The organism is Dyella flava (assembly GCF_016904955.1).
Lineage (GTDB): Bacteria > Pseudomonadota > Gammaproteobacteria > Xanthomonadales > Rhodanobacteraceae > Dyella_B > Dyella_B flava.
Genome location: NZ_JADIKE010000036.1, coordinates 281240 through 300429 on the forward strand (window position 1 = coordinate 281240; position 19190 = coordinate 300429).

12 protein-coding genes and 1 riboswitch are annotated in these 19190 nt (G+C 63.0%); of the genes, 8 read left to right on the top strand and 4 right to left on the bottom strand.

What is annotated here, in order from left to right; all coding sequences use genetic code 11:
• Positions 1 to 25: 25 nt before the first annotated feature.
• From ISP19_RS12655 to ISP19_RS12665, 3 genes are all read right to left on the bottom strand, one after another.
• A complete protein-coding gene (locus ISP19_RS12655; RefSeq protein WP_204682738.1) occupies positions 26 to 3169 on the bottom strand; it encodes an efflux RND transporter permease subunit in 3144 nt (1047 codons plus the stop codon).
• 314 nt (positions 3170 to 3483) lie between these two features.
• Positions 3484 to 6723, bottom strand: coding sequence for an efflux RND transporter permease subunit (locus tag ISP19_RS12660; RefSeq protein WP_204682740.1), 3240 nt, complete (start codon positions 6721 to 6723; stop codon positions 3484 to 3486).
• Between the two features lie 87 nt (positions 6724 to 6810).
• Positions 6811 to 8121: an efflux RND transporter periplasmic adaptor subunit gene (locus ISP19_RS12665; protein WP_204682742.1), complete on the bottom strand. Its 1311-nt coding sequence runs from the start codon at positions 8119 to 8121 to the stop codon at positions 6811 to 6813.
• Between the two features lie 652 nt (positions 8122 to 8773).
• Between ISP19_RS12665 and ISP19_RS12670 the strand changes: the two genes are divergently transcribed.
• From ISP19_RS12670 to zapE, 3 genes are all read left to right on the top strand, one after another.
• Positions 8774 to 9295: a c-type cytochrome gene (locus ISP19_RS12670; RefSeq protein ID WP_204682745.1), complete on the top strand. Its 522-nt coding sequence runs from the start codon at positions 8774 to 8776 to the stop codon at positions 9293 to 9295.
• A 336-nt stretch (positions 9296 to 9631) separates the two neighbouring features.
• On the top strand, positions 9632 to 10312 hold the full coding sequence (locus ISP19_RS12675; RefSeq protein WP_204682747.1) for an alpha/beta hydrolase: 681 nt from the start codon (positions 9632 to 9634) through the stop codon (positions 10310 to 10312).
• Positions 10313 to 10444: 132 nt separating this feature from the next.
• Entirely contained in the window at positions 10445 to 11554 is a 1110-nt protein-coding gene (gene zapE, locus ISP19_RS12680) for a cell division protein ZapE (RefSeq protein WP_204682749.1), read from the top strand.
• A gap of 46 nt (positions 11555 to 11600) precedes the next feature.
• Here zapE and ISP19_RS12685 read toward each other — a convergent pair whose 3' ends face one another.
• Entirely contained in the window at positions 11601 to 12920 is a 1320-nt protein-coding gene (locus tag ISP19_RS12685) for a hemolysin family protein (RefSeq protein ID WP_204682752.1), read from the bottom strand.
• Positions 12921 to 13072: 152 nt separating this feature from the next.
• Here ISP19_RS12685 and ISP19_RS12690 point away from each other — a divergent pair, with 152 nt between their 5' ends.
• The 5 genes from ISP19_RS12690 to ISP19_RS12710 all read left to right on the top strand — a co-directional run bounded on the left by ISP19_RS12690 (position 13073) and on the right by ISP19_RS12710 (position 19170).
• Positions 13073 to 13459 (top strand): peptidase C13, encoded by a 387-nt coding sequence (locus ISP19_RS12690; protein ID WP_204682754.1) that lies wholly within the window; start codon positions 13073 to 13075, stop codon positions 13457 to 13459.
• A gap of 9 nt (positions 13460 to 13468) precedes the next feature.
• On the top strand, positions 13469 to 14332 hold the full coding sequence (locus tag ISP19_RS12695) for a type 1 glutamine amidotransferase domain-containing protein (protein WP_204682756.1): 864 nt from the start codon (positions 13469 to 13471) through the stop codon (positions 14330 to 14332).
• A gap of 88 nt (positions 14333 to 14420) precedes the next feature.
• A complete protein-coding gene (gene tcuC / locus ISP19_RS12700) occupies positions 14421 to 15710 on the top strand; it encodes an MFS transporter (protein WP_204682758.1) in 1290 nt (429 codons plus the stop codon).
• Positions 15711 to 15837: 127 nt separating this feature from the next.
• The gene (locus ISP19_RS12705) at positions 15838 to 16134 is read left to right on the top strand and encodes a hypothetical protein (RefSeq protein ID WP_239556767.1); all 297 of its coding nucleotides are present in this window, start codon (positions 15838 to 15840) and stop codon (positions 16132 to 16134) included.
• Positions 16135 to 16249: 115 nt separating this feature from the next.
• A riboswitch (cobalamin riboswitch) is annotated at positions 16250 to 16458 on the top strand.
• 309 nt (positions 16459 to 16767) lie between these two features.
• A complete protein-coding gene (locus tag ISP19_RS12710; RefSeq protein ID WP_239556806.1) occupies positions 16768 to 19170 on the top strand; it encodes a ribonucleoside-diphosphate reductase subunit alpha in 2403 nt (800 codons plus the stop codon).
• The last annotated feature ends 20 nt before the right edge of the window (positions 19171 to 19190 follow it).

Sequence of the window (19190 nt, forward strand, 5' to 3'; positions counted from 1 at the left end):
TGATCCGGTAGCACGCCAACCTGCGTCAGGATTCGCGTGCCAGCACGCGCTGCCGCGCCGCCTTGCGCTCGCGTTGCCGCGCACGCATCGCCGCCCAGCGCTCGGCCAGGCAGGAGAAGATCACATACAGCGCAGGTGTGCTGAGCAGGGTCAGGCTCTGCGAAATCAGCAGGCCGCCGATCAGTGCGATACCGAGCGGACGACGCAAGTCCGAGCCCTCGCCCAGACCGATGGCGATCGGCAGCGCGGCCAGAATCGCCACCATGGTCGTCATCATGATCGGACGGAAGCGCACCAGGCTGGCCTCACGCGCGGCTTCCAGCGGCGTCTTGCCGTGTTCGCGCTGCGCCACCAGGGCGAAGTCGATCATCATGATCGCGTTCTTCTTCACGATGCCGATCAACAGCACCAGCGCGATCTGCGCAATCACCGAAAGCTCGGTATTGGTGAACCACAAGGCCAGCAAGGCGCCCACGCCTGCCGCGGGCAAGGTGGAGAGAATGGTGACCGGGTGGATCAGGCTTTCGTACAGAATGCCGAGTACGATGTAGACCGTCACGATCGCCCCGAACACCAGCCACAGCATGCCGCTCTGCGATTGCTGGAAGCGGCGGAAATCGCCGCCCACGTCGAGCTTGATATCGCCGGGCATGCGCATGTTGGTGGCCGTCTCCTGCACGATCTGCAGCGCCTCGCCCATGCTGATGCCGGGCGCCAGATTGAAGCTGAGATCCATGGTCGTGTACTGATTCATGTGCGACACCTGGGTCGGCGCCAGGCCCGGCACCTGATGCGCAAACGCGGACAGGCGCACCATCGTGCCGTTGGAGGCGGGCACCAGCACATCGTCGATGGATCGCGGCGTCGCCGTCTGTCCGGGCAGCGCGTTGACCACGACCTTGTACTGATTGAGATCGGAATAGATCGTGCTGACCTGCCGCTGGCCGAAGGCGTCGTAGATCACCGAATCGATGCTGCCGACATTGACTTGCAGGCGCGACGCCTTGTCGCGGTCAATCACGATGTTCTGCTGCAGGCCGGCGTCGTCCAGGTCGCTGCCGACGTCGCGCAGTTTCGGATTCTTGCGCAGCTCATCGACTAGCTTGGGCAGCCACTCCTGCAACTCGACCGTGTCGTTGCCCTGCAGGGAGATCTGGTACTGCGCACCCTGGTTGGTGCCGCCACCGCCAAAGCTGGGCAGGTCCTGGATCGCGCGCAGGCGCACATTGAGATCGGGGTATTTCGCCGCCTTGGCGCTCAGCCGGGCCAGTGCGGTGAACGTATCGTCCTTGCGTCCTTCGGCATGGGTCTTCAGCTGGATATCGAAGGTACCGGCAGCGCCCTGGCGCGTGCTGCCCAGACGCGATCCCACCACGGCGACGTCGCGATCACGCAGCAGCATGTCGATCAGACGTTGCTGGCGCGCGGCCGAATCCTGGAACGACACGGTCGCGCCCGAGGTCGCGCGACCACGCAGCAGGCCGGTGTCCTGGGTCGGGAACAAGCTCGTCTTGATCTGGCCGGACAGCGCGATCATGACCGTGAGGCCGATCAACAGCAGCGGCGTCAACGACAACAGCAAGGCATGGCGCAGGGAGAAATCCAACGAGACTTCGTACATCCTGAGCATGCCCGTGTGGAAACGATCCAGCATCTGCCCAAGCTTCGAGGTTTTTTCCGGCTCGTTATGGCCACTGAGGAAGTGCCCGCACAACGACGAGGTCAGCGTCAGCGAGACCACCGCCGACACCACGATCGCCGCCACCAGGGTCAGGGTGAATTCCTTGAAGAACATGCCGGTGATGCCGCCCATGAACAGCAGCGGGATGAACACCGCCACCAGCGAGGCGGTAATCGACACGATGGTGAAGCCGATCTCGCGTGCGCCGGTCAGTGCCGCCTCGAAGCGCGTCATGCCTTGGTCGATATGGCGAATGATGTTTTCGATCACCACGATCGCATCGTCCACCACGAAGCCGATCGCAATCACCAGCGCCAGCAGGGTGAGGTTGTTGAGCGTGAAGCCCCACGCATACATGATCACCGCCGCGCCGGCCAGCGACAGCGGTACCGCCACGGCAGCGATGAGAGTCGGCGCCAGGCGGCGCAGGAACAGCGCCATCACCAGCACCACCATCGCCAGGCTGATCAGCAGTGTCACCTGCACTTCCCGCAGCGAAGCGCGAATGGTCGGCGTGTCATCGAAATACGGAGTCAGCGTGGTACCCGGCTGCAGGAAGCTGCGCAACAGCGGCACTTCCGCCTTCACGCGGTCGACGGTGCCGATGATGTTGGCATTGGATTGCTTGTAGACATACATCAGGATCGCCGGCTTGCCCTGGAACCAGGCCGCCTGATACGCATCCTGCTGGCCATCGTAGACGTTGGCGACGTCCTTCAGGCGCACCGGCACGCCCTTGTCGTTGGTCGAGATCACCAGGTTGGCGAAGTCGGCCGCGGTATGCAGCGCATCGTTGGCCTCCACCGCCATGGTGGTCTTGCCGTCCGAAAGAAAACCCTGCGGCTCGAACACATTGGCTGCTGTGAGCGCATTGCGCAGCTGGTCCGGCGAAATGCCCATCGCATTGAGCGCGCGCACATTCACGTCGACACGCACTGCCGGCGTGGCCGCGCCGAGGATGTCCACTTCCGACACGCCGGTGAGCTGGCGCAGGCGCTGTGCCAGCAGTGAATCGGCCACGTCGTAGAGATCACGCGCGGACTGCGTATCGGAGGTCAATGCAAACGCGATGATCGGGTCGTCGTTGGGATTGGCTTTCTCGTAACTCGGCGGACTGTTCAAGCCGGTGGGCAGGTCCGACTGGGCGGCATTGATCGCGGCCTGCACGTCGCGCGCAGCGTCATCGACATTCCGGCCGCTATTGAACATCAGCAGGATCTGCGTGCTGCCCAACGAACTGGACGAGCGCATGGTATCGATGCCTGGCACCTGGCCCAGATGGCGCTCCAGTGGCGCGGCCACGGTGGCGGCCATATTGTCCGCGCTGGCGCCGGCCTCGCTGGCGGTCACGAAGATCGCCGGGAACTGCATGTCCGGCAGAGCCGAGACGCCTAGCAGCGCGTAGCAGATCACGCCGACCGCGAAGACCCCCATCGCCAGTAGAGAGGTGCCGATCGGGCGACGGATGAAAGGGCCGGAGATATTCATGCTTGAATCAACGTGCGAGAAGCGGATTGGTTGAAGCTTTTATCCCTTCTCCCCTTCGGGGAGAAGGTGGCCCGAAGGGTCGGATGAGGGGCCAGTCTTGCGATCGGACCCATTCGAAGCATGCCTCGATGCAGGCCGCCGCGAGGTTGGCCCCTCACCTCAGTCCTCTCCCCGGAGGGGAGAGGAAGCCAAGGCGAAAAGCGGAGCACTTCAGGCTGCGCCGCGTTACGCGGTGAAGTCTTTCGCAAGAGTATCCCCTCACCTCAATCCTCTCCCCGGAGGGGAGAGGAGGCCAAGGCAAAAAGCGGGGCACTTCAGGCTGCGCCGCGCTGCGCGTGGCGCAGCACGCGCTGCCTCTTGCGCTCCCGCAGCCAGTCGGAGAACCGTTCCATGTACAAGTAGATCACCGGCGTGGTGTACAGCGTCACCAGCTGCGAGAGCAGCAGGCCGCCGACGATCGATACACCCAGCGGACGCCGCAGTTCGGCGCCGATGCCGGTGCCGAGCGCCAGCGGCAAGGCGCCGAGCATGGCCGCGGCGGTGGTCATCATGATCGGACGAAAGCGCAGCAGACAGGCGCGATGGATCGCCTCGCGCGGCTTCATGCCGGTACGCTGCGCTTCAATCGCGAAGTCGATCATCATGATCGCGTTCTTCTTCACGATGCCGATCAGCAACACGATGCCGACAATGCCATCCACCGACAGGCTCATGTTGCACAGGATCAGCGCCAGCAACGCACCCACGCCGGCAGGCGGCAAGGTGGAAATGATGGTGATCGGGTGGATGTAGCTTTCATACAGCACGCCCAGCACGATGTAGATCACGATCACCGATGCCAGCAGCAACAGCGCTTCGTTGCTCAGCGAGGAGGAGAATTCCGCTGCCTTGCCGATGAACTGCGAGCGCACCTGCGGCGGGAAGTTGAGCTTTTTCTCCACCTGATGAATCGCATCGACCGCCTGCGACAGCGAATAACCCGGCGCGAGGTTGAAGGAGATGGTCACTGCCGGCAGCTGCTGCTGATGGCTGATCACCAGCGGCGCAGTCGTCATCTGCGCGTTGACCAGCGATGCCAGCGGAATCGTGCTACCCGCGCCGATGGTGATGCCGATATTCGCTACGCCGATACCGGTGGTGGTCGAGGAGTTGCTCGACGTCGGCTGGCCGAAGGTCGTGGCATTGCTGCCGGTGAGCACGCCACTGCCGTTGCTCTTCACCGTCAGCTGATTGAGCAGCGACGTGCTGTTGCGGAACTGCGGCTCCACTTCCAGCACCACGCGATACTGGTTCAACTGCGTGAAGATGGTGGAGATCTGGCGCTGGCCGAACGAGTCGTACAGTGTGTCGTCGATGGTCTGCACCGGCACGCCCAGCGTACTGGCCTTGTCGCGATCGATGGTGAGCTTGAGCGCGTTGCCCTGGTCGGCCAGGTTGTTGTCGACGTCAGCCAGTTCCGGCAGGTCACGCAGGGCCTGGGTCATCTGGGTGGCGTACTGGGCCAGCTCGTCCGAATTCACATCGGACATCGAGTACTGGTATTCGGTGGCGGCGACGCGCGTATCCAGTGTCACGTCCTGCACCGGCTTCAGGTACAGCGCCACGCCGGGAATGTTTGCGGCATCGTTCTGCAGGCTGGCGACCACGTCCTCCAGGCTGCCGCGCTTGCTGCGGTCTTTCAGCACGATGCTGAGCTGGCCCTGATTGAGCGTGGGATTGATCGAGCCGGCGCCGATAAATGCCGCGACGCCCGCCACGTTGGGATCTTTCTGCAACGCATCGGCCACCGCCTTGGTGCGCTGCTCCATCTGCGGGAAGGCCACGTTCTGGTCCGCCTGCACCACGCCGGTAATCAGGCCCGTGTCCTGCTCGGGCAACAAGCCCTTCGGAATCACGATGTACAGGAAGATCGTCACCGCAATGGCGGTGAAGGCGACCAGGATCATCAACCGCTGATGATCGAGCACCCAATCCAGCGAGCCTTCGTACAGCGCCACCGTGCGTCCCCACACGGTGCGCTTGCCGGCGGCCGCGTGCCGCTCGTGCGCATCGTCGCCTTCCGGCAGCGCATCGGGCCGCAGCAAATAGGCGCACATCATCGGCGTGAGGGTCAGCGACACCAGCATCGAGATGACGACGGCGGTGGCGAGTACCCAGGCGAATTCATGGAACAGGCGGCCGGTAACGCCCGGCATCAGCAGCAACGGCAGGAACACCGCAATCAGCGAGACGGTCAGCGACAGCACGGTGAAGCCGATTTCCTTCGCACCGATCTCGGCCGCCTCCGGACCGGTCTTGCCCTGTTCGATGTAGCGCACGATGTTTTCGATCATCACGATCGCATCGTCCACCACGAAACCGGTCGCGACGGTCAGCGCCATCAGCGAGAGGTTGTCCAGCGACATGTTGGCGAACGACATCACGCCGAACGTGCCAAGCAAGGACAACGGCACCGCCACCGAAGGAATGATCGTGGCCCACAGCCGGCGCAGGAACACGAAGATCACCGCCACCACCAGGGCGATGGTCAGCAGCAGCGTGAACTGCACATCTTCCACCGAGGCGCGGATGGTAATCGTGCGGTCGGCGAAGACATCCAGATGCACGTCGGCTGGCAGCACACTGCGCAGCTGCGGCAGGATCTGGCGGATCTGCGCCACCGTCTGCACGATGTTCGCACCCGGCTGACGACGGATATCCAGCAACACCGCCGGTTTGCCGTTGGCCCAGGCCGCGAGCTGGTCGTTTTCGACCCCATCGACCACCTTGGCCACGTCGGACAGACGCACTGGCGCATTGGTGGTGCTGTTGTAGGAAATGATGGTGTCTTTGTATTCGGCCGCGGTCGCCAGCTGGTCGTTGGTGGAAATGGTATACGACTGCGTGGCGCCGTTGAGCGTGCCCTTGGGTGCGTTGACGTTGGCTTCGGTCAGCGCATTGCGCACGTCTTCCATGGTCAGGCCAAGATTGGCCAGCTGCGCCGGATTCACCTGGATGCGCACGGCCGGACGCACGTTGCCCGCGATCGACACCAGGCCCACGCCCTGCACCTGCGACAGCTTCTGCGCCAGGATCGAGTCGGCCAGGTCGTTCACATCACGCAGCTGGCGGCTGCCGGAGGTGAGCATCAAGGTCATGATCGGCGCGTCGGCCGGATTCACGCGGTTGTATACCGGCGGATACGGCAAGGTGCTCGGCAAGGTGCCGCGCGCCTGATTGATGGCCGCCTGCACATCCTGCGCCGCGATATCGATATCGCGGTCCATGTTGAACTGCAGCACGATGGTGGACAGACCCGCGGAGGAATCCGAGGTCATCATGTCGAGACCGGAAATCTGGCCCAGATTGCGTTCCAGCGGCGTGGTGACCAGCGACGCCATGGTCGAGGCGCTGGCACCCGGATACTGCGTCGTCACCACCAGGCTGGGCGCTTCGATCTCGGGCAGCGCCGATACCGGCAATTCGCGATAACCGAGCACGCCAAGCAGCATCACCGCCACCATCAACAGCGCGGTAGCGATCGGGCGGCGGATAAAGAGTGTGGAAAATCCCATGAGGAATACCGTCTGAATATCAGGCCCCTCTCCTACGGGCGGCGCGCAGGCCATCCCGTGGGAGAGACAAGGGAGGCGTCGGTTACATCAACCGCCGCCACCACCGCCGCCGCCATTACCGCGGCGACCGCCACCCTGCTTTTTCCATTTCTTCTTGTCGGCATCCGAAGGTGCCGCCGCAACCGGCACCTCACCGGGCTTGAGCGCCTGCACCTTGCTGCCCGGCTTGAGGCGGAACTGGCCTTCGGTGACCACTTGATCACCTTCATCCAGCCCCTTGCTGATCATGACGTGGCTGTCGCCTACTTCGCCGGCTACCGTCACCGGCTGCATCGCCACGGTCTGATCCGGCTGCAGCTTGTAGACAAAGTCGCCATCCGGACCCCGCTGCACCGCCTGCGCCGGCACCACCAGGCCGCCGTTCACGACTTGCACGCGCAGCTTCACATTGACGAACTGACCCTGCCACAGCTTCCTGTCGGGGTTGGTGAACAGTCCACGCAGCTTGAAGGTGCCGGTGGTGGTGTCGATCTGGTTGTCGACCACCTGCAGGTAACCGCTGGTATCGAGCGGATGTGCATCGGTGCGATCCAGCGCAACCACCTCCAGCTTGTTCGCGCCGTTCTGGAAGGCGTCGCGTACTGCTTCCAGGTTCTGCTCGGGCAAGTTGAAGATCACGTAGATCGGCTGGATCTGCGTCAGCGTAACGATCGAGGTCGTGGTGGTGACCACGTTGCCCGGGTCCACATTGCGAATGCCGGCCACGCCGTTGATCGGCGAGATGATCTTGGTGAAATCCAGCTGCACCTGGGCCGAGCGCGCGGCCGCCTGGTCGGCAATCACCGTGGCCTTGAGCTGCGCCACGTTGTTGCGATAGGTATCCATGTCGAGCGCGGCCACATAACCCTTGGCCACCAGTTGCTGGTTGCGGTCCAGCGTGCTGATGGCCGTAGCCAGCGTGGCTTCGTCCTGCTTCTGCTTGGCGACGGCCTGATCGTACGCAGCCTGATAGGTGCGCGGGTCGATCTGGGCGATCACATCGCCCTTCTTCACATCCTGGCCTTCCTTGAAGTTGATGGTCCACAACTGGCCGCCAATCTCCGGGTTGACCGCGACGTTGTTCAGCGCCGTCACCGTACCGAGTGCGGTCAGATAGACCGGCACGTTCTGCTTGACCGTGGGCTCCACCGTGACCGGCACCGGCGCATTGTCCTGACCGCTGCCACCCGGCTGGCCCGATCCGCCGCCGCTCTGGCTGGCATGCTGGCCTTGACCGCCGCCACGATGATGGCCATAGCCACCACCGGCTGCTTCAGGTTTGTGCAGCAAACGGAAGGCCACTCCCCCGACTACGAGCACGGCGATCACGATCAACGCGATCTTCCAAAAACGCGACATGTGAAACTCCTGGATTAAACGGGGGCCCACCCGACCCACCGGCGCGTACAACGCACTAGCCCTTCAACTTGCTTACAAGCACTTGCACGCAAGCATAGGGGTAGCTCAACGAGATTGGACAATGCCGGTTGACACAGGTGCCTTGTGACCGATGGCAGGGTCCAACGAGCCTGCTTTTATAACCTGCAACGCCCGCGCTGGTTATCTGACCGGCGATTCGTACCATCCGGCACGGCACTGGGCTGGCCGCCTGGTCAAGCCATACGGCGCCCGTGGTCGGTTATCAATGCAGCAACGCGGATGCGGGCTTCGAAGACGAGCTCGAAGCCCAAGCGTAGCAGCCACTTATGACAACGTGGGTGGCTTTTTTGCGCTGCCGCGAAACACAGCATCGCGAAGGTACACAAGCAGCGATGCCCGACATACCGGCATGCAGCTCGCCCTCGGCCCGCGACTCTTCGTCCCATGTACATCGCGCCGGCTGGGCTTAACTTGTCTCGAGCTTCGTCTATACTCGGAACCTTAATTGTCCGCGGGGGCTCAATGGACCGCGGCGCATGGTCGCCAAGGGGTGGCGGCAAGGCACGGCACGGGGACGTGGCGGCTTTCCAGACTAATCATTTGATGACTGGAGTATTGCGTGAGCGGTTCCATGAGCAAGTCCGATCGGAGTTTCCTGCATCAATTCTCATTGCTTATCGCTGGTCTTGCTGTACTGACCCTGGTCCTTATCTTCACCGCCTGGACCATCTACGAGCACGAGCCGCAGGAAACCAATCCGAACGCCGCGCAACAACTTTCCTCCAGTCTTGCTCCGAACGGCGCCGTGTATGCCGGCAACACCGGCCGCGCCGCCATGGAAGCCGCGCAGGAAGCCGCCGCCAAGGCCGCTGCCGCCCAGGTCGCCTACGGTGGCACCACGGACGGCAAGACCATCTACGACAACCTCTGCCACAGCTGCCACACCGCCGGCGTCGCCGGTGCGCCGGTGCTGGGCAACAAGACGATGTGGGGTCCGCGCATCGCCGAAGGCCTCGATACGCTGATCAAACACGCCACCGACGGCTACCACGGTCCGGACGGCAACTTCATGCCACCGAAGGGCGGCAATCCGTCCTTGACGGACGCGCAGGTGAAAGCCGCGGTGACCTGGATCGTTAGCCAAGCGAAGTAGTTTTAAGAGAGAGTGGCGAGGAGTGAGAAGTAAGAGAGAGCGGGAAGCCGCATGCCTTCTCTCACTCCGCACTACTCTTCACTCACTCCTGCCTTGAGTGGGGCCTCAATTTGGCTCCCGCAACTTCCGCATCCGATTCCCGACCGGCTCGTCGCAACTTCCTGCTGCCCAGGGCGGTAGCCCGGCCTTGACGGATGCACGGGTGAAAGAAGCGTTTTAAGAGAGAGTGGAGAGGAGTGAGGAGTAAGAGAGAGCCAAGAGCCGGCACGCCTTCTCTCACTCCTCACTCCTCTCCACTCTCTCCTGCTCTTCACATGGCGGCTATCATTAGCCCCCATGACTCCCCCCACCCCAGACCCGACCCAATTTCCGGACCAGCTCACCGAGTTCTTCCTGCAAGGCCCGGCAGGTCCGCTTGAAGCCATCAGCGATGTCGCTGAGCCTCCCTGCGCGCGCCGCGGCACGGCGATCATCTGCCACCCCAACTCCAAGGATGGCGGCACCATGCGCAACAAGGTGGTGACCATGCTGGAGCGCAGTCTGCGCGAATCCGGACTGGATACCTTGCGCTTCAATTTCCGCTGCGCGGGCGAATCCGCCGGCGAGTACGACAACGGCATCGGTGAAAGCGAAGATCTGGCTGCCGCGGTGGCCTGGGTGCGCAAGATGCGCCCGGACGATGCGTTGTGGTTGGCCGGATTTTCGTTCGGCAGCTACGTCACGCTGCGCAACGCCGTGCGCTTCAAGGCCGATGCGCTGATCAGCATCGCGCCGCCGGTCGGCCGCTGGTCGTATGAAACCCTCGCGCTGCCGGCCTGTCCCTGGCTGGTGGTGATGGGGGAGGAAGACGAGATCGTGGAGCCACAGGCCGTGTTCGACTGGATCGATAGCCTCGAACAGCCGCCGGAACTGATCCGCATGCCTGAAACCGGCCATTTCTTCCACCGGCGCCTGATGGATCTGCGTGGCGCGGTCAAGCATGCGATCCGCGATTGGCTGCCGGCGCCGAGAGCTTAAAAGCAGGAGAGAGTGGAGAGGAGTGAGAAGTGAGAGAAGAGCGAACAGCTCCCCTCCTTTACCGCCCTCCGCTTAACCCACGCTTTTCTCTCACTTCTCACTCTTCTCCACTCACTCCTTAGCTTTACCCGTATGACGGATCTCTCCCCCAGCACTCGTTATCAGGAAGGCGTCGCCGCGCATCGTTGGACGTCCGATCCGGCGCAACAGGCCGTGTTACCTGAATTCGATCGCATTCAAGCGGCGCTCTGCGCGAGCAACGGAAACGGCAACAGCCTGTTTGGCCGCCTGAAATCGCTGCTGGGCGCGGAAGAACGCGCAGCGGTGCCCGGCCTTTACCTCTGGGGCAGCGTGGGCCGCGGCAAAACCTTCCTGATGGATTTGTTTGCTGCCAGCCTGCCGCATGGCGTGGCGTTGCGCCGTCACTTCCACCGTTTCATGGGTGAAGTGCACGAAAGCTTGCGCGAGCTGGGCGACCGGCAGAATCCGCTGGTCGAGGTTGCCGCCGGCATTGCGGCGCGTTGCCGCGTGCTGTGCCTGGACGAGTTTCTGGTCAACGACATCGGCGATGCGATGATTCTGGCCAATCTGTTCGATGCGCTGTTTGCGCGCGGCGTCACGCTGATCACCACCTCGAATACGGCACCGGCGAATCTCTACAAGGACGGCCTGCAACGCGCGCGGTTTCTGCCCGCCATCGCGGCGATTGAAGCGCACTGTCACGTGGTCGAGATGATCTCCGCGCACGACTGGCGTCTGCGCGCATTGACGCACGCACCGGTGTACCACACACCACCCGGCGCCGAAGCGGAGCGCGAATTGGCGCGCATCTTTGCCAGCCAGGCACAAGGCGACATCATCGATGGCGGCGAGTTGATGATCAACGATCGCCCGATCCCGGTGCGCAAACGCGCCGCCAACATCCTGTGGTTCGATTTTGCGGCGCTATGCGATGGCCCGCGCGCGGTGGCCGATTACATCACCCTCGCCAAGGCGGGTCCGGCCGTGATCATTTCCAACGTGCCGCAGTTCACCATCTATAGCGAGGATCCGGCCAAGCGCTTCATCCAGCTGGTCGACGAGTTTTACGACCGTCATGTGAAGCTGATCCTTTCCGCCGCAGCTCCGATCACCGAGCTGTATGACGGCGAGCGCCTGCGTGCGGAATTTGGCCGCACCGAATCCCGCCTGATCGAAATGCAGAGCGAGGAATACCTGGGCTTGCCGCATCGCGCGGAATAAGCGCTACTTCGTCTTGCTTCGGCATCGACGCAAGATCGACGTGTGTCTACGAAGGAAGCAAATCCGCATCAACGTCCCGGGCCGCCAATAGCTTATCGATGCGACGCCCGTCCGTATCGACCACTTCCAGCCGCCAGCCCTCGTAAACAACGTACTCACCCACTTGCGGTATGTGCGCCAACTGGGCAAGCACGAAACCAGCCGCGGTGTGATACGCACTGCGTTCGGCGGGCTGGCGCAATTGGAGCCGTTCGAACATCTGGAATACCGGGCAAGCGCCATCGATCAGCAGGCTGCCATCTTCGCGCTCGACGATATCGGGCATGTCGCCTTCGGTTTCCGGCATGTGCCCCACCATGGCTTCGAGCAGATCGGCCTGCGTGACGATGCCTTCCAGTCCACCGTATTCATTGCGCACCAGCACCATGCGTACCGGGGCGGCGCGGAAGCGTTCCAGCACCTTGAAGATCGGTGTCGATTCCTGAATCGACAGCGGCGCATGTAACGCCGCCTGCAGATCCGGTTCACGACCATCCAACAGCTGATCGAGCAGATCGCGCTTGGCGACGATGCCGAGCAGTTCGTCGACATCGCCCCGCCCTACCGGAATATGTTCATGCCGACATTCACGCAGCGTGCGCAGGATGTCCCTGCGATCGTTGTCCAGATCGATCCAGGTTATGTCGGTGCGCGGCGTCATGATGTCACCGATGCGGCGATCACCGATATTGAACACGCGCTCCACCACTTCCTGCTGGGTGCGCAGCAGCAGTCCGGCTTCCTGGCTGGCCGACACCAGCAGCTTGAGCTCTTCGGCCGAATGCAGCATCTCCTCGCTGACACCGGGACGCAGCCCGCACGCGCGCAACACCAGATTGCCCAGGCCGTTGAGCAGCACGATCACCGGACGGAATACAAACAGAAACAGATTCAACGGCCGCACCACCCACAACGCCGTGCCTTCGCTGCGCTGCAGGGCGAGGCTTTTCGGCGCCAGTTCGCCCAGCACGATATGCAAGGCGGTGATGATGCTGAAAGCGATCGCCACCGCGATCACCTCCGCGCCCAGGCCCGCATACTTGCCGGCCACACCTTCCAGCAGCGGCGCAATCAAATGCGCCAGGGCCGGTTCACCGACCCAGCCAAGCGCCAGCGACGACAGCGTGATACCCAGTTGGGTCGCCGCGAGGCTGGCGTCGAGGCGATCCACCGTGCGCAACAGCGGCTTGGCGTTTGCGCGGCCTTGCGCGACGAGTTCGGCCACCCGGCTGCGGCGCACCGCCACCAGCGAAAATTCCGCCGCGACGAAGAAACCGTTGGCGGCGACCAGCAGAAATACCGTAAAGACGCCTATCCATTCGTTCATCGCCAAGCATCCTTTGCAGATCAGTTCGCCATGTGCAGAGCCATCTACCCGCAGCTTACTTTGCCTCTGCCCGTGTTAAATGTTCGATCCGCTTCACGCGGTGCTACCACTGCTGCTACGGTGACGCCCTTCTCCTACGATCCGGAGTCGCCATGCTGACCGTCATCGCCTTTGCGCTTCTGGCCGGCGCTCAGCCAGCCGCCTCCACCGATACGTTCACCGCGCGTGTGCAGCGCGCCAAGATGCTGGAGGCGAACGCCACCGGGCCGGCTTACCAAAAGCAATTCTGGGACAAGACCAAGCAGCCGATGACCGAGGCACTGCGCGGCTGCATCGCCAGCAATATGCCTGCGGACAAATCGCCCTTTACCCTGGTCGCCGACATTTCCCCGGACGGCCACCCGCTCAACGTCGAAGTGCGCGCGCCCACGCCGGTCGCCCGCTGCCTCGCCGGACAGTTCTCCGTCTGGAGCTTTCCGGCACCACCCAAGGCGCCCGGTTCGACCAACTATCCTGTCGAAATCGACGTAAGCATGTAAGCGACCGCCATGGCCACCGTGCTGATTCCGCTCCCGCATATGGACTACGACCCCAGCGAGGTCGCCGTGCCATGGCGTGTGCTGACGCAGGCCGGACATCACGTCATATTCGCCACACCGGACGGGCAGATCGCCAGCGCCGATCCGATCATGCTGAGCGGCATGGGGCTCGACCCGTGGGGCTGGTTGCCCGGTGTGCGTCGCCTGCCCGTGTTCGGCCTGCTCCTGCGTGCCAACCGCGATGCGCGCCGCGATCATGCGCGGCTGGTCCAGGACGTCGCCTTTCGCTCGCCCCTGCGCTGGGATGCCATCGACGACAACTCGTATGACGCGCTGTTGCTACCGGGTGGCCATTGCGCTCGCGGCATGCGCAGCTACCTGGAAAGCGAACGGCTCAAGGCCGTGATTGCCGCCAGCTTCGCGGCCGACAAGCCGGTCGCTGCGATCTGCCACGGCGTCCTGCTGGTCGCGCGTACGCTGGGTGCCGATGGTCGCTCGGTACTCCATCGGCGGCGCACTACCGGCCTGACCTGGGCGCTGGAAAAATCCGCATGGTCGCTCACCCGCATCACACGCTTCTGGGATCCGCATTACTACCGCACTTACCGCGAAGAACCCGGACAGCCCGCCGGCTATATGTCGGTGCAACAGGAAGTGACACGCGCACTCGCCGATCCCGCCGATTTTCTCGACGTACCCAAACATGCGCCGCACTACTGGCGCAAAACGTCCGGCATGGTGCGCGATAGTGATGGCGACGACACGCCGGCCTTCGTGGTGCGCGACGGCAATTATCTCTCCGCCCGCTGGCCTGGCGATGTGCATCGCTTTGCGCAGGTATTTGCCGACATGCTGAGCGCTGGCCGGAAGTAATGGTGTATTCCCATGTCTGCTTTCGCATGATCGATCTCGCCGGCGATTTCATCCGTCGCGCCGGGGCAACGGGCTGAGGAAAGCACGGATGACGCACAGCGCAATCAATCGCTCACGCCGCGACAGCTTCAAAGCGATCATCCGCGTCGTCAGCGGCAATTTCCTGGAAATGTATGACTTCATGGTCTACGGCTATTACGCCCCGGCCATTGCCAGAACGTATTTTCCTAGTCATAGCGCCTACGCCTCGTTGCTGCTCACCTTGCTGGCGTTTGCGGCGGGCTTTGTGATGCGCCCGGTCGGCGCCATCGTGCTCGGTGCTTATATCGATCACTACGGCCGTCGCCGCGGCCTGATCCTTACCCTGGGCCTGATGGCGATCGGCACCTTGCTGGTGGCAGCGGTGCCCGGTTACGCAACGATCGGCGTGTTTGCTCCGCTGCTGGTAGTGGGCGGCCGCTTGCTGCAAGGTTTTTCTGCAGGAGTGGAATTGGGCGGTGTATCGGTCTACCTGGCGGAAATCGCCACGCCAGGGCATCGCGGCTTTTACTGCTCATGGCAATCGGCCAGCCAGCAGGTGGCAGTGGTGTTCGCCGCGCTGCTCGGTTTGCTGCTGCAGTACTGGCTGCCGCCGGAAGCCATTACAGCGTGGGGTTGGCGTGCGCCCTTCGTGATCGGCTGCCTGATCGTGCCGTTCCTGTTTCTGATCCGCCGTTCACTGGAAGAAACCGAAGCGTTTCTTGCGCGGCACCGCCCCGGCATCGGCGAGATCTATCGCTCCATGCTCGCCAACGGACGCATCGTGCTGGTCGGTGTCGCACTGGTGATGATGACCACCGTGTCGTTCTATCTGATTACCGCGTACACGCCCACGTTCGGCGTTGAAGTGCTCAAACTCTCGCAGTTCGATGTGTTCGTGGTGACGCTGTGCGTGGGTGTGTCGAACTTTGTCTGGCTGCCAGTGATGGGCGCGTTGTCCGATCGCATCGGCCGCCGTCCGCTGTTGCTGGGATGCACCGCATTGGCACTGCTCAGCGCCTATCCCGTGCTGCACTGGCTGGTCGCCGCACCCGATTTCGGCAAATTGCTCGGCGTGGAGCTGTGGCTGTCCTTCATCTATGCCAGCTACAACGGTGCGCTGGTGGTGACGCTGACCGAAATCATGCCGGTCGACGTGCGCACGACGGGCTTTTCGCTGGCCTACAGCCTGGCCACCACGCTGGGCGGTTCCAGCCTGGCGATATCGCAATGGCTGATCCACGTCACCGGCAATAAAGCCGCGCCGGGGCTGTGGCTGTCTTTTGCGGCGCTGTGCGGCCTGATCGCCACCTTGATCGCCTTCCGCAGCAGCGATAGCCGGCAATCGCATCGAGCGTAAGTTGGGTAGCTCCGGATCAAGTCCGGAGCAGCCCCATGCACGGCGGCATGGCGCGAGCCTACCGGCCGCATCCGGGTCGCCACCATGCGCTACCCTACGGTTCGCCTCCTCCCGTTCGGAGCCAGCGATGCGCGCACCCACCGGTTCGGTTGTCGGACTTTGCTCCGCCTCCGCCACGATGTCGGCGATGGGCATGGCCTTCCTGGGCTATTGGGGCATCCACGAACCGATACCCTGGAAGGTGGGCGACATCCTGGTGGCATGCCTGGCTTTTCTGAGCTTCGGCGCCCTGGGTTCGACGATCTGGCTGATCACCACGCCGGTGCCGGAAGACGGCCACGAACGGATCGTCCCGGCCCGCCGGGCCTTCGCCACGGGCATGATCCTGATGTGGTTGGCGATCGTGATTGCCGTGCTCCCGTAGCGACGGTCGTGCCGCAAAATCATGAAATTCCCGCAGCCCGCACCCGGTCGGGCTTCGCGCCGCTTATCCACTGGCTTATCCACAAATTATTGGGTTGACCGATGGCAGCTACCCCGATATGTTGTGTCTCGTCGGTCGCTTCTCTCGGATTAGTCCGAGGGCGGCTTGAGGGAATCCTGGTGTAAATCCGGAACTGCCCCGCAGCGGTAAGCGGAAACGAACGCCCATCATGCACTGGCTCTGGGGCCGGGAAGCGGGGCAACTAGGCGGGTCGCAAGACCCACGTCCGCAAGTCCGAAGACCTGCCGACACGACATGACCGGAGCGTCATGCCGAAAGTGACGGCCTCCGCGGGGAGGCGAGTCGCATGACGCGGCGCAGTATCTGTGTCATGCGAAAGCGGCCGCGGCAACCGCCACATCAGCCCTGCGCGCGGGAGCAGGCGGTTGAAATCTGGAAGCCCGTCCTGACCGAACCGGACCCGAGAAGTCCGGCCATGGGCAGGTTCCACAGCCCGGAGCGTCCGACATGCAGCCTATTGATACCGAATCGCGCGAGCGCACTGACGCGCGCGATGAGTCGTCCGTCTTTTCCGCCGACGCAACCACGTCAGCCACTGCCAACCACGTAACGATGTCCGCTACCGCCGAAGCACCCTTTGCCCTCACCCCACCTCACAACCCCGGCCAGATGCGCGTCACCAAGCGCAACGGCGGCCAGGAAATTGTCGACGTCAACAAGATCGTCCGCGCGGTCACGCGCAGCGCCGAAGGCCTGCACGCGGTCGATCCGCTGCGCGTCGCGCTGAAGACCATCGGCGGCTTGTACGACGGCGCGACCACGCTGGAGCTGGACCAGCTATCCATCCGCACCTCCGCCGCGCTCACCGCTGAAGAACCGGAATACGGCCAGCTTGCCGCGCGCCTGCTCGGCGCCTTTATCGACAAGGAAGTAAGCGGGCAGGAAATCCAGAGCTTCTCGCAATCCATCGCACGCGGTGCCGAGCTGGGCATCGTCAATGCGCGTCTGCGTGATTTCGTCAGCGCCAACGCGCGCAAGCTCAACGATGCGATCGATCTGCTCGCCACCCGTCGCTTCGAATACTTCGGCCTGCGCACGGTGTACGACCGCTACCTGCTGCGTCATCCGCAGCTGCGCAAGGTGATCGAAACGCCGCAGTACTTCTTCATGCGCATCGCCTGCGCGCTGGGCGGCAGCGAGATCGCCGAAACGCTTGAACTGTATCGCCTGCTTTCTTCGCTGGAATACATCGCCAGCTCGCCGACCCTGTTCAACTCCGGCACGGCGCACGAGCAGCTCAGCTCCTGCTTCCTGCTCGACTCGCCCACCGATTCGCTGGAGTCGATCTACGAGAAATACGGCGACGTCGCCAAGCTCAGCAAGTTCGCCGGCGGTATCGGCCTGGCCTATTCGCGCGTGCGTTCGCGCGGTTCGCTGATCAAGGGCACCAACGGTCATTCCAACGGCCTGGTGCCATGGCTGAAGACGCTGGATGCATCCGTCGCGGCCGTGAACCAGGGCGGCAAGCGCAAGGGCGCGGCCTGCGTGTACCTGGAACCGTGGCACGCGGATATCGAGGAATTCCTCGAACTGCGCGACAACACCGGCGACGAAGCGCGCCGCACGCACAACCTCAACCTGGCCAACTGGATTCCCGACGAATTCATGCGCCGCGTCGAGCACGACGGCAACTGGTCGCTGTTCGATCCGAAGACCGTGCCGCACTTCGTGGATAGCTGGGGCGAGACGTTCGAGCGCGCCTATCACAAGGCCGAGGCCGAAGGCCTGGCGGTCAAGACGGTCAAGGCGCGCGAACTGTATGCGCGCATGCTGCGCACGCTGGCGCAGACCGGCAACGGCTGGATGACGTTCAAGGATCGCAGCAACGCGACCAGCAACCAGACGGCCAAAGCCGAAAACGTCATCCATCTTTCGAACCTGTGCACCGAGATCCTGGAAGTCACCAACGCCGGCGAAACGGCGGTGTGCAACCTGGGTTCGGTCAACCTTTCCCGGCATGTGGTGGATGGCGCCTTCGATTTCGCCAAGCTCGCTGCGACGGTGCGTACGGCGGTGCGTCAGCTCGATCGCGTGATCGACCTCAACTTCTACCCGATCGACACCGCGGCGGTGGCCAATCGCAAGTGGCGTCCGGTGGGACTGGGCGTGATGGGCTTGCAGGATGTGTTCTTCAAGCTGCGTCTGCCGTTCGACTCGGCTGAAGCACAGGAACTGTCCACGCGCATCGCCGAAGAGATCTACTTCAACGCCTTGTCGCAATCGAATGCACTGGCCGAACAGCACGGTGCGCACCCGGGCTTTGCGGAAAGCCGCGCCGCCAACGGTGAGCTGCAGTTCGACTACTGGAGCAACGCCAAGCCGAACGACCGCGCACGCTGGGATGCCCTGCGCGAAGCGATCAAGGCCAAGGGTCTGCGCAATTCGCTGCTGATCGCCATCGCACCGACGGCAACCATTGCCTCGATCGCCGGCTGCTACGAATGCATCGAACCGCAGGTCAGCAACCTGTTCAAGCGTGAAACGCTGTCCGGCGACTTCCTGGTGGTGAACCGCTACCTGGTGGACGAGCTGAAGACGCTGGGCTTGTGGACGCCGGAAATCCGCGACGCGATCAAGCTGGCGGAAGGCTCGATCCAGGGCATCAACGCCATTCCCGAGCGCCTGCGCACCATCTACCGCACCGTGTGGGAGCTGCCTCAGAAAGCACTGATCGACCTGGCTGCAGCGCGCGGCGCCTATATCGACCAGAGCCAGTCGCTGAACCTGTTCATGGAAAATCCGAACATCGGCCAGCTCAGCTCGATGTACATGTATGCGTGGAAGGCAGGAGTGAAGACGACGTATTACCTGCGCTCGCGGCCGGCAACGAAGATTGCGAAGACGACGGTGACGGCTGCCGCTGTTGTGGCGCCGGCTCCCGATGCGCAGGAAGCGGCGACTGCTGCAGTGTTCTGTTCGCTGGAGAATCCGGAGTATTGCGAGGCTTGCCAGTAGTCACATTCCCGTCGCCCCGG